Annotated in this window: 7 protein-coding genes and 1 pseudogene; 2 read left to right on the top strand and 6 right to left on the bottom strand. The window is 70.2% G+C overall.

Annotated features, from left to right (window positions below):
• Nucleotides 1-107 precede the first annotated feature (107 nt).
• The gene (locus LUX31_RS36915) at nucleotides 108-983 is read right to left on the bottom strand and encodes a helix-turn-helix domain-containing protein (protein ID WP_235479655.1); all 876 of its coding nucleotides are present in this window, start codon (nucleotides 981-983) and stop codon (nucleotides 108-110) included.
• 66 nt (nucleotides 984-1,049) lie between these two features.
• Nucleotides 1,050-1,982: a helix-turn-helix transcriptional regulator gene (locus LUX31_RS36910; protein ID WP_235479654.1), complete on the bottom strand. Its 933-nt coding sequence runs from the start codon at nucleotides 1,980-1,982 to the stop codon at nucleotides 1,050-1,052.
• Between the two features lie 172 nt (nucleotides 1,983-2,154).
• On the opposite strand from LUX31_RS36910, the gene LUX31_RS36905 reads away from it, so the two are divergent.
• Both LUX31_RS36905 and LUX31_RS36900 read left to right on the top strand, forming a co-directional pair.
• Complete coding sequence (locus tag LUX31_RS36905; protein WP_235479653.1) at nucleotides 2,155-5,841, top strand: S8 family peptidase; 3,687 nt, start codon at nucleotides 2,155-2,157, stop codon at nucleotides 5,839-5,841.
• A 263-nt stretch (nucleotides 5,842-6,104) separates the two neighbouring features.
• Nucleotides 6,105-6,281 (top strand): annotated as a pseudogene (locus tag LUX31_RS36900) (VOC family protein); the annotation flags it as partial.
• Between the two features lie 2 nt (nucleotides 6,282-6,283).
• On the opposite strand, the gene LUX31_RS36895 reads toward LUX31_RS36900, so the two are convergent.
• The 4 genes from LUX31_RS36895 to LUX31_RS36880 form a co-directional block, all read right to left on the bottom strand.
• Nucleotides 6,284-7,528 (bottom strand): MFS transporter, encoded by a 1,245-nt coding sequence (locus LUX31_RS36895; RefSeq protein ID WP_235479652.1) that lies wholly within the window; start codon nucleotides 7,526-7,528, stop codon nucleotides 6,284-6,286.
• A 109-nt stretch (nucleotides 7,529-7,637) separates the two neighbouring features.
• Nucleotides 7,638-8,618, bottom strand: coding sequence for an endonuclease/exonuclease/phosphatase family protein (locus LUX31_RS36890; RefSeq protein ID WP_443046092.1), 981 nt, complete (start codon nucleotides 8,616-8,618; stop codon nucleotides 7,638-7,640).
• Nucleotides 8,619-8,917: 299 nt separating this feature from the next.
• Nucleotides 8,918-9,472, bottom strand: coding sequence for a TetR/AcrR family transcriptional regulator (locus tag LUX31_RS36885; protein ID WP_235479650.1), 555 nt, complete (start codon nucleotides 9,470-9,472; stop codon nucleotides 8,918-8,920).
• A gap of 683 nt (nucleotides 9,473-10,155) precedes the next feature.
• Complete coding sequence (locus tag LUX31_RS36880) at nucleotides 10,156-11,754, bottom strand: MFS transporter (protein WP_235479649.1); 1,599 nt, start codon at nucleotides 11,752-11,754, stop codon at nucleotides 10,156-10,158.
• Between the last annotated feature and the right edge of the window lie 94 nt (nucleotides 11,755-11,848).

Here is an 11,848-nt window from a genome sequence, read left to right as displayed (position 1 = left end):
GGCCACAGACTCTCCAGCGCCCGGAAACCACCGTACGCAGCGAGCAACAACTAAGGGTTGCCTTGCCTAACTGGGAGAAGGTTATATTCCGCTCGACGTGTCGACAATCAGGAGTTCTGGACACCCGATACGGGATTCCGGACACCGTCCGGGGTGCCGTCGGTCGCGTCGAAGTACGCGCCGGGCGTGGTTCCCATGACCCGCCGGAAGGCGGCGATGAAGGTGCTGGGCTGCGCGTAGCCGAGCGACTCGGAGACGGTCTGCACGTCGACTCCCTCGGAGAGCAGCATCAGCGCCCGATGGACGCGCAGTGCCTGTCGCCACTGCGCGAAGGACAGCCCCGTCGCGTGGCGGAACGCACGGGTGACCGTACGGTCGCTGATCCCCAGCGCGCGGGCCCACTCGTCCAGCGAGCGGCAGTCGGCGGGATCGTCCAGCAGGGCTTCGGCGATCGCGTCGATCCGGGCGTCGCCGGGCAACTGCAACGCGAACTGGCGCTCCGACGGCTGGAGCACGTCGAACACGACCGACTCCGCCCGCGCCCTGGCCGCGCCATCGAGATCGGTGCGGGACAGATGGGTCAGCAACGACTCCAGCACCGGCGTCATCGCGATCGCTATCGGCTCCTCGAACGCGAACGGCGTGCGGTCGGGGGCGAAGAAGGCGTCGTGGAACTCCGCACCCGCCGTCGCCCGTCCCCCGTGCAGCACTCCGGCCGGCATCCACAGCCCGTGTCCCTCGGACACGGTGAAGACGCGGTCCCCCACACGGGACGTCAGTGTTCCCCCGCGTACCCAGACGAGCTCGTGCACGGGATGCGAGTGCGGCGTCCACTCCGTGGGAACGCGAGGAACCCGCGACCCGGCGAAGATGACGAAGGGGGCTGTCGCCTGCTCCGGAACAGCCGCGGCTCGGCGCACCACGGTGCCCGGCTCACGCCGCCACGTCCCGGGGCTCGCACCACCACGAGACGATCGGACCATGCGTACGAGTCTATCCAGGGCCCGCACGGACGTCGGCGGACGCGTAGCCCACGACTGCGGTGGTGGTCAGACCCAGCCGCGCCGACTGGCCTCGACGCCCGCGTGGAAGCGGCTCTTGGCATGGAGCGCTGTCAGCAGTGTCTGTACGCGTCGGCGGACGGTCCGGGTGGTGATCTCGGTCTGCCTGGCGATCGCCTCGTCCTTCCACCCCGCGGCGAGCAGAGTCATCACCTCCCACTCCTCCTTGCCCAGGCCCGTGTCGTCGCGGTCCATCGGCACCGCACGGCTCCAGCTGGTCTCGAACAGCATCAGCAGGGCGTCGAGGAGCGGCGAGCGCCGCACGAGCAGCGCCTTCGCGTTCTGCGGCTCATGGTCCATCGTGATGACGGCAGCCGCACCGTCCGCGATCGCGCCCTTGAACGGGAGTTCCGCATGGATCCTCGCCTGGAGGCCGCGTACGGCCGCGCGCTTGGCCTTCACTTCCGCTGACAGGCCCTGTGGGTCGCAGAGCTGACGGAAGCGAACACCGCGATCCAGCGCGGACTGCTCCACTGGGCCGCCCTGTCCTGCGGTGTACGGGGCCATGTCCCACATCAGCACTTCGTCCCTCGCGTCGCGCAGCAGCTCGTGATAGCGGTTCCCGACGTCCCCCCAGGTCTCCAGTTGCTCGATCACGCTGTGGGCGTCGTCGGCCTGCCGAGAACGGAGGTAGCGCTCCTGCAGACTCGGCAGCGAGCCACGGACCTGCAAGAGCGCTTCCTCGTGCTTGAGCACCAGGCCCCGTAACGAGCGGTCCGGATTGGCGGCGGTCCACCCCGCATGGGGATCACCCGTCTTCGCCAGGACGTTCGCGCGCAGGACGAGGCCGTGCGCCCGCAGCCAGTCCAGCAGTTCTGAGGCTGCCTTGACCGTCCGCCCCGTCTGCGACGCGAGTTCGGCCGTGGTGGCCGTGTGGCGATCGAGCAGCGCGAGATAGATCGTCTCCGCGCCCTCCGGCATGCCAAGACCGGTCAACTCAGGTAATCGGTACGACACATGGCCTCTTTCCTGTTGCGGACACGGTCCGCTACGTGACGTACGCGTCCTCTGGTCCTCAAGAGGACGCGCGCGCCAGCATGCGTCAAGAGCGAACGGGTGTCCAGCCCGTGCCAGGAGCAATGAAGGGACTCGCATGAGACGCCTGAACGTGCGTCATGCGGCCGCCGGACTCACCGCGACAGCCACCGTGGTCGCGCTGTTGACGGTGCCCGGACATGCGGCCGCCGAACGCGATCCGGACGGCATCGCCGCGTCAGCCCCGACCACCGCGCGCATCACACTGATCACCGGCGACGTGCTCACCGTGCGCGACTACGCGGACGATCACGAGTCGATCACCGCCGACCCGACCGGCCCGTCGCGCGGCCTTGTGTCGCTGTACGAGTGGGAGGGCGACACGTACGCCGTCCCGGCTGCCGCCCAGGAGGGAGTGAACAGCGGCCAGTTCGATCGCCGGCTCTTCAATATCGACGCACTGAGGAGCCAGGGGTACGGCACCTCCGCACCGATACCGGTCATCGTCGACAACCGAGACGAAGCCAAGGCACCTGTCCAGCCCCGGCACGGCCGGGCCGGCCGTGACCTCGACAGCATCAACGCGATGGCCGTCGCAGTGTCCAAGGGCGAGGCGAAGGCCTTCTGGCGCGACTACGACCACACCCCCGCCGGTCTCCGGGCGCGCGGACTCGCGCGGCTCTGGCTCGACGGAACGGTCTCGGTCGATCTGGCCGACTCCGTGCCCCAGATCGGCGCTCCCACCGCCTGGGAGGCGGGCTACGACGGAGCGGGCGTCACGGCCGCGGTGCTCGACACCGGTGTCGACGCCACCCACCCGGATCTCCAGGGGCGGATCACCGGCACGCGGAACTTCACGACGGAGGCAGATGCCGTCGATCATCACGGCCACGGCACACATGTCGCCGCCACCATCGGCGGCAGTGGCGCCGGGAACGGCCACAAAGGCGTCGCCCCCGCATCCCGCCTGCTGGTCGGCAAAGTGCTCAACGACTCGGGCAGCGGCTCGTTCAGCGGGATCATCGCCGGAATGGAGTGGGCCGCCCGCAACGGCGCCGACGTGATCAACATGAGCCTCGGCAGCTCCGCCGAGGACGACGGAACCGGACCGATCAGTGTCGCCGTCAACACACTCACCGAAGAGACCGGCGCTCTCTTCGTCGTCGCCGCAGGCAACTCCGGCCGGCGGCAGATCGGCAGCCCCGCCTCCGCCGACGCGGCTCTCACTGTCGGAGCCGTCGACAAATCGAATGGGCTCGCCCCCTTCTCCAGCCGCGGCCCGCGCACGGGCGACGCCACGCTGAAGCCCGAAGTCTCTGCGCCGGGCGTCGGCATCGTCGCCGCCCGCGCCGCCGGAACCTCGATGGGCACCCCGGTCGACCAGCTCTACACCACCGCGAGCGGCACCTCCATGGCGACACCGCATGCCGCCGGAGCCGCCGTGCTGGTCAAGCAGCAGCACCCCGAGTGGTCCGCGCCAGAACTCAAGGCCGCCCTTGTCACGACGGCCGCCCCGGGTGGCTACCAGGTGGCCGAGGGCGGGGTGGGCCGAGTCGACCTCACCCGGGCCGTGTCACAGGCGGCGTACGCCACGCCCGCCGCGCTGAACCTCGGCGCCGTCCGATACGCCGAGTCCGGCGACTACCAGCCGGTCGAGCGCCAGGTGACCGTCCACAACTCGTCCGGCACCGAACGCACCTTCACGCTCCGGGACGACGGCGTTGACGCCGCCGGCGCGGAGATTCCGGCCGACGCCATGACCCTCGCCAGCACCTCGGTCACCGTGCCGGCCGGTGGGACAGCGACCGCGGCCGTCGTCCTCGACCCCAACCTGCTGAAGAGAGACACGCACTACAGCGGCCGGGTGACGGCGACGGCACAGGACGGGACCACCGTACGCGTCCCCTTCTCGTTCCTGATGGAGAAGCTGCTCCACGACGTCACCATCACCGGCGTCGGCAGCGACGGGGTGGCGGCCGGCGGTCCCAGTCAGGTGGCCCTTCTCAGCGGAACCGGACGGAGCGCACCCCCGGAGACCTCCTCCTTCAACAGCGCCGGTGAAGCGCGCCTGCGAGTCGCGCCGGGTGAATACATCATGTACGCGAACATCTTCACCCCCGACGCCTCGCGGTCCTGGACCGAGGAGGCGACGGTGGCGTACGACACCTCGGTGACTGTCGACGGCGACGTCGACATCACCCTCGACGCACGCGAAGCGACCAGGACAACGGTGGACACCGGCCGCACGACCGAGTGGCGAGGAGGCGCGATCTCCTTCTATCCCCACGGATACGACCTCACCTCCTTGATCCCCGGGGAGATCGAGCGGATCTCGACCCTGCCCTCGGAGGGCGACAGCGAGAGCGAGCTCGCGCTCTACTCCTCGTTCACGGCACCCGTCCTGACCGCGAGGGTGGCAGCACCGGAGGGGATCACCCTCACCCCGACCCAGTTGGACGGCGCCAGGCAGTTCAGCGGGCGCCGCACCCTGAGGGTCGTCGACGCCGGGACGGGCACGCCCGAGGAGTACCGCGGCATCAAGGCGCGGGGCAGGCTCGCCCTGGTCACCCACTCACCCGACGTGCCGATCTCCTCGCAGATCGAGACGGCGGCACGGCACGGCGCAACCGCGGTAGGCGTCATGAACCCCACGCCCGGCCGCCTGGTCGCCGAGGCCGGCTCCACGGCGGTGCCCGCGTTCGCGGTGTACGGCGAGCAGCGTGAGCAGTTGCTCGCGGCGCTCGCCGGCGGCGACGTCCGCATCCACCTGCGGGGCACGCCGTACAGCGACTTCCAGTACGACCTCGTCAACACCGTGGAGTCGATCCCGGAGGACGGTCTGCGGTTCACCGCCGACGACACCAACACCGCGAGAATCGACGCGGACTACTACCGCCACGCCGAACCGGTCGGCAACCTGCTCCAGGCCTGGCGCCGTACGCGCGGCTTCTTCTACATCTCCACCGAGGTGCCGATCCGGCTCGGGGCGCCGCGCGAGGAGTACGTCACGGCTGATCCCGACACCCGCTACTGGACAGGCGCGGACATCGAAGGATCCAACGGCGTCGCCTACTTCGACCTCAGGTGGCACGGCTTCACCCCGGGAGAGAAGCGCGAGGTCGACTGGTTCAACCAGGTGGCCAACCCCACCCGGGGGGACACGGTGACAAGGCAGGGCTACAGCTCGGCGGTCGGCGACTACCTGTCCATCGGAGCAGCGCCCTTCCCGGACAGCGATCCGTCCCACTCCCCCGTCGCGGTCTGGGACGACGACATGTCGCTGGTGCTCTACCGCGGCACGACGGAACTGGGGCGAAAGGACTACTTCTACAACACCTTCCGCATCGACCTGGAGCCAGGCACATACCGCGCCGTGCAGCAGGTCGACCGCACCTCGCCGGGTTGGGAGTTCTCGCGGTCGGCCACGACGGAGTGGAGCTTCGAGGTCACCGAGACCGGCGTCGCCCGGCACATCCCGGTGCCGAAGCTCACTTACGACGTGGGCGTCGACCTGCGCAACCGGATCGAGGGAGGCAAGCGGCAGAGCTTCACCGTCCGGGCAGCACCGCAGCGCGCCGGCGACCCCGAGGTCACGGAGGTGAAGACCTGGGCCTCCTACGACGACGGCGCCTCGTGGACCCCCGTCGGTCTGACACCGACGGAGACACCCGGCGAGTACACCGCCGCGGTGCGCCTCCCGCGAGCCGGGAAGAGCTCGGGCTATGTGACGCTGCGAAGCGTCGCCGTCGACGCTTCGGGCAACAGGATCGACCAGACGGTCGAGCGGGCGTTCGGCCTGAAGTAGACACGAACGCGGTACGTGGCTGCGGAGGGCCTGGGCCAGGGCTGATGCGTCCATCTGGCCGACCTCTCCGGTGACGGCCTCGACGACTGCCTGATCGTCGACCCGCGCTCGGGGGCCACGGAGGTGGCCCGGTGGGGAGGGGTGCCTGAGGGCACCCCTCCCCACCGGTGCTACGGCGTGTGCCCCTTGGTCAAGCACGTGAGGACACTGCGGTCACATCGCGGCCGGCCTCCGCAGCAATGCGCGCGATGCCCGCGACCCCCGACACCGCCGTGCCGGCCTCCGACCGACACGCGGACTGGCCCGCCATGCCGAGTCTGCCGCGCGTGTTCGTCGCCGACGCCGACCAGAAGTTCACACAGGCCCTCGCAGCCGGCGGCCGTGCCGTCACTTCCCTGACCGACGACGCCTTCGGGCAACGCGGAGGGCGTATCAAGGACCGTCAGTGACGTACCGTCTCCGCCTGCCCCGGAACGTGCGACGCCACCAACCGCTCCCGGCCCGCCGACGGAGTCCCGCTCACCGCGCGTCGGTCGACCACGTGGGCCGCCCCGGCCACACCGAGCCCCAGTACCGCAAGCCCCGCCCCCACCAGCGCCGGAGACGTCACGCCGAACCCCGCCGCCAAGGCGAGACCCCCGACCCAAGCGCCGCCCGCGTTGGCCAGGTTGAACGCCGCCTGGTTCGCCGAGGAGGCCAAGGACGGGGCCGTCGACGCCTTCTCCATGACCATCAGCTGGAGTGGCGAGCCGGTGATGAACGCGGCCATGCCGAGCAGCATCACCGCCAACGCCGCGCTCCACACCGTACTCATGAGGAGCGGGAACGCGCCCAGTACGACGGCCAGTGACGCCAACCCGCCGAACAGCGTGCCGCGCATCGCGTGGTCCGCCAGCCGGCCGCCCAGCAGGTTGCCTATCGTCGCGCCCACGCCGAACAGCGCCAGCAGCACCGTCACGCTGGAGTCCTTGTAGCCCGCGGAGTCCGTCAGCATCGGCGTGATGTAGCTGTACGCCGAGAACAGGGCGCCGAAGCCCGCCACCGTCGTCCCCAGGGCCAGCCACACCGGGACCGATCGCAGCGCGGCCAGTTCGCCGCGCAGGCCCGCCACCGGTGTCTCCACCCGAGCGTTCGGGATCAGCAGCGCCAAGGCCCCTATCGCCACCACGCCGATCACGCTCACGCCGAGGAAGGTCGCCCGCCAGCCCAGCTGCTGGCCCATCGCCGTCGCCACGGGGACGCCGACCACGTTCGCGACCGTCAGGCCCAGGAACATCAGGGAGACCGAGCGGGCCTTGCGCTCGGGGGCCACCATCGTCGTGGCCACCACCGCGCCCACGCCGAAGAACGCGCCGTGCGGCAGTCCGCTCAGGAAGCGGGCCGCCAGCAAGTAGTCGTACGTCGGGGCGAACGCCGACAGCGCGTTGCCCGCCACGAACAGGGCCATCAGGCCTATCAGGAGCTTGCGGCGGGACATCCGGGCCGTTACCGCCGCCAGCAGCGGGGCGCCTGTCACCACGCCCAGCGCGTACGCCGAGACCAGGTGTCCGGCGGACGGGATGGAGATGCCGAGGTCGTCGGCGACGTCGGGCAGCAGGCCCATCATCACGAACTCGGTGGTTCCGATGCCGAACGCGCCTACGGCGAGGGCTAGCAGGGCCAGGGTCGGCGTGCGCCGGGACAGCATAGGGAAAGCAGCCTTTCGGGGGGTGCGGCGGAGCGCCGGTCCGTACAGTTTATGTTCAAGTACGGAACAAAGGCTGCCACGCCCGGTATTCCCCGGGGGTGCCCGCTGGTTACGAGCCCGTTGCCGACGAGGGAATCTTCACCCGCGCCGCGATCGGCAGGTGGTCGCTCGCCGTGCGCGGCAGGGACCAGGAGCTGACCGGCTCCACGCCCTGCACCATGATCTGGTCGATCCGTGCCATCGGGAACGACGCCGGCCAGCTGAACCCGAAGCCGCTGCCCGACGCGCCCTGCGTCGAGCGCATCTGCGCCGTGACGGCGTTCAGCGCGCGGTCGTTCATCGTGCCGTTGAGGTCGCCGAGCAGGATCTTGCGGGTCAGCTTGTCGTCGGAGAGCGCCTCGCCCAGCGCGTTCGCGCTCCGGTCGCGCTGGCGGGCCGTGAAGCCGGCCTCCATCTTCACGCGTACCGACGGGAGATGGGCGACGTACACCGCGACCGGTCCCTCCGGCGTCGCCACGGTGGCGCGCATCGCACGGGTCCAGCCCAGCTTGATGTCCACGGGCCGGGAGGCGCTGATCGGGTACTTGCTCCACAGGCCGACCGTGCCCTGCACCGAGTGGTACTTGTACGTCGACGCGAGTGCCGTCTCGTACGTCGGGACCGCCGTCTCCGTCAGCTCCTCCAGGGCGAGGACGTCGGCGCCGCCGTCCGCCACCTCGCGGGCCGTGCCGGACGGGTCCGGGTTCTCCGCGTTGACGTTGTGGGTGGCCACCGTCAGGTTGCCGCCCGTACCGGCGTTGCTGCCGAGCAGCCCGCCGAAGAGGTTGAACCAGACCGCCGTCGGCACCAGCACCGCGATGAGCGCGGTCGCCGAGCGCCGGAGCAGCCCGACGATCAGCAGCAGCGGTACGAGGACGATGCCGAACCACGGCAGGAACGTCTCGGAGAGGCTGCCGAGGTTGCCGATCCGGTTGGGGATCTGCGCGTGCAGCACCATCACGAGGGCCAGCAGCAGGGCCAGCACCGCCGTGACGATGCCCCGGCGCCAGATTCTCGGATCGCCCCGCCAGCCGACCGTCAGACGGCTCATCAGGCGCCGAAGCCGGGATCCCCGGCGCTCGGGTCCCGAGCCTCCGTTGTCCGTCTCCGTCATGTACGCCTGCTGGGCCATACCGTCGCCTCACAACCTGCCGTGCATCCCGTCCGTCCCCCGCGCCTAAGACCCTAGGGGATGATCGGTTCCGTTCTCGCCGTCCCATGACGGCCGTACGGGGACGATGACGAACAAGTCGGCGCGACCAGTTCCTGTCACTGCGCCGGATAGCGCTCTCTGTGACGAAACACGCACAGTCGTCCGCCGGGCGCCCCGACAGACGTACGAATTCCCGGTTACGGGGTGGCCGGCCGCAGACCTTCCAGCAGCGTGTCGACTATCTGCTCCGCGAGACCCTCCGGCAGATCCGCGTCGGGGCGCAGTACGGCGCGCAGGAGCATCGGGCCGACGAAGAGGTCGTTCATCAGGGTGACGTCGACGTCCGTGCGCAGCTCGCCGTCGCGCTGGCCGCGGCGCAGGAGTTCGAGGCCGAGCAGCCGACGCGGTTCGACGACGGTGGCGTGGTACGCGGCCCAGAGTTTGGGGCTGCTCTTCATCTGGGCCTGGACGTTGTGCAGGAACGCCGAGGACCGGTTGGCCAGTCCGCGCCGGCGCAGCGCCTCCAGCAGGACGACCATGTCGTCGCGCATCGACGTGCCGGGCAACACGGGGTCCGGCAGCTCCATGGCGCGCATGACGTCGACGAACAGCTCCTCCTTGCCCGGCCAGCGGCGGTAGATGGTGGCCTTGCCGACACCGGCGGTACGGGCCACCCGCTCGATGGAGATGTCCGCGAGCGGCACACCCTCCTCCAGGAGCTGCATCACGCCCTCGATGATGGAGCGTTCCACGGCTTCACTGCGGGGGCGACCACGGGTGCCTCCGGCGGTGGGGCGGGGGGTGGTTCCGCCCGTCGGGGGGCGGCCGGCGGGGGTGCCACCCGTGGGGGGGCCGCTCGCGGGGGGCGCACCCGTGGGGGTCCTCCCGGTGGGGAGGCTGCCCGTAGGGGCCCTCCCGGCAGGGGAACTGCCCGTGGGGGGTCGGTCGGCAGGGGAACTGCCCGTGAGGGATCGGTCAGCAGGGGAACTACCCGCAGGGGCCCTCCCGGCAGGAGAACTGCCCGCAAGGGTCCCCCCGGCAGGGGAACTACCCGTGAGGGATCGGTCAGCAGGGGAACTACCCGCAGGGGTCCCCCCGGCAGGAGAGCTGCCCGCAAGGGTCCCCCCGGCAGAGGAACTACCCGTGAGGGATCGGTCAGCAGGGGAACTACCCGCAGGGGTCCCCCCGGCAGGAGAGCTGCCCGCAGGGGTCCCCCCGGCAGGAGAGCTGCCCGCAGGGGTCCCCCCGGCAGGGGAACTACCCGTGAGGGGTCGGTCGGCAGGGGAACTGCCCGCAGGGGTTCCCCCGGCAGGGGAACTGCCTGTGGGGGGTCGGTCGGCCGAGCCGTCCGCGAGGTTCACGCGGCCTCTTCCCTTCCTCGTCGTGCGTCGTGCGTCGTACGTCCTGCGTTCGATTCTCTCCGGTGATCGGCGTTTCAGTGATCCGTGGACACCAACTGCGCCTTCTCCTCGCCCCCTTGGGGCGTGGCCGGGCGGCCCGGCAGGCACAGGGCGACGACCAGGGCGCCCAGGACGGCGACGCCCGCGCCGCACAGCGCGGTGACGTGCATCGCGTGCAGGAACGCGTCATGGGCGGGGCCGACCAGGGCGTCGCCCTTCGGGCCGAGCTTCGCGGCGACGCCGAGGGTGGCCTCGATGGACTCGCCCGCTGTGTGCCGTACGCCGGCGGGCAGCGCGCCGAGCTTGTCCTCGATGCCGCTGCGGTAGGCCGCCGAGAGGACGGAGCCGAGTACGGCGATCCCGAGCGCGCCGCCGACCTGGCGGAAGGTGTTGCTGAGCGCGGAGGCGGAGCCGGCCTTCTCGCGGGGCAGGGACTGCATGATGACGACGCTGGTCGGCGTCATGATGTGCGCCATGCCGGTGCCCATGAGGAAGAAGACGACCTCCAGGATCCAGATGGGTGTGTCCGCCTCGAACGTGGCGAACGCGGCCAGGGTCGCGGCGATCAGCAGCATCGCGACGGTGGTCGTGACCCGGTTGCCGAAGCGGTCGACGGCCAGCCGGGCGCGCGGCGCGAAGATCAGCTGGGCGGCGGCCAGCGGCAGCATCAGCAGGCCGGTCTGGAGGGGCGAGTAGCCGCGCACGCTCTGGGTGTAGAAGACCGAGAAGAAGGTCACGCCCATCAGCGCGAAGAAGACGAGCGCGATGACGGACATCGCGGCCGAGAAGGTCTTGTCGCGGAAGTACGTCACGTCGATGGACGGATGGTCGCTGCGCTTCTCGAACAGCACGAAGCCGACGAGTACGGCGAGACCGGCGCCCATGGTCGCCAGCACCTGCGGGTCGGTGAAGTCGGCGAGCTGGCCGCCCTTGATGATGCCGTAGACCAGGAGCACGAGCCCGACGACGGAGAGCAGGACCCCTACGGGGTCGATCCGGCCCGGCTTCGGGTCGCGGGAGTCGGGCACCAGGACGGTCATCAGCACGAGGGCGATGATCACGATCGGTACGTTGATGAGGAAGACGGACCCCCACCAGAAGTGGTCGAGGAGGACGCCTCCGGTGATCGGCCCTATGGCGATGGCGAGTCCGACACCGCCCGCCCAGATGCCGATGGCCTTGGGCTGCTCCTCGCGCTCGAAGACGTTCATGAGAACGGCGAGGGTGGCGGGCATCACGAAGGCGGCGCCGAGGCCCATCACGGCCCGGAAGAGGATGAGTTCGGTGGGCGAGCCCGCGAACGCGGCGAGGGCGGAGCCGAGGCCGAAGACGGTGAGTCCGCCGAGGAGCACCTTCTTGCGGCCGAGACGGTCGCCGAGGATGCCGGCGGAGAAGAGGAGCCCCGCGAAGACGAGGGTGTAGGCGTTGATCGCCCACTCCAGTTCGCTCTGGGTGGCGCCCAGGCCGGTCGGGGCGGGGGTGGAGATGGTCTTGATCGCGACGTTGAGGATGGAGTTGTCGAGGACCACGATCAACAGGCTGAGCATGAGCACGCCGAGGATGACCCAGCGTCTGCGGTGCACGGACTCGGGGATCCGTGGGTCGAGGGCGGACGGGCCGGCAGAAGTCGTCATGGCTGCCACCCTAAGCTCATTTCGATACGAGACCGTCTCGTATCGAAAGCCTTTACCGAGACCTTAAACAGGGTGGGGTGCATGTGCAACGCGG

The organism is Streptomyces sp. GQFP (genome assembly GCF_021545335.1).
Taxonomy (GTDB): Bacteria; Actinomycetota; Actinomycetes; order Streptomycetales; family Streptomycetaceae; genus Streptomyces.
This window is presented reverse-complemented; position numbering and strand designations above follow the sequence as displayed.

Bases quoted from the DNA above. Each gene is read 5' to 3' on its own strand.
- LUX31_RS36915 (WP_235479655.1), bottom strand. From the start codon at position 983: ATGGTCCGATCGTCTCGTGGTGGTGCGAGCCCCGGGACGTGGCGGCGT.
- LUX31_RS36910 (WP_235479654.1), bottom strand. From the start codon at position 1,982: ATGCCGGAGGGCGCGGAGACGATCTATCTCGCGCTGCTCGATCGCCAC.
- LUX31_RS36905 (WP_235479653.1), top strand. From the start codon at position 2,155: ATGAGACGCCTGAACGTGCGTCATGCGGCCGCCGGACTCACCGCGACA.
- LUX31_RS36895 (WP_235479652.1), bottom strand. From the start codon at position 7,528: ATGCTGTCCCGGCGCACGCCGACCCTGGCCCTGCTAGCCCTCGCCGTA.
- LUX31_RS36890 (WP_443046092.1), bottom strand. From the start codon at position 8,618: ATGAGCCGTCTGACGGTCGGCTGGCGGGGCGATCCGAGAATCTGGCGC.
- LUX31_RS36880 (WP_235479649.1), bottom strand. From the start codon at position 11,754: ATGACGACTTCTGCCGGCCCGTCCGCCCTCGACCCACGGATCCCCGAG.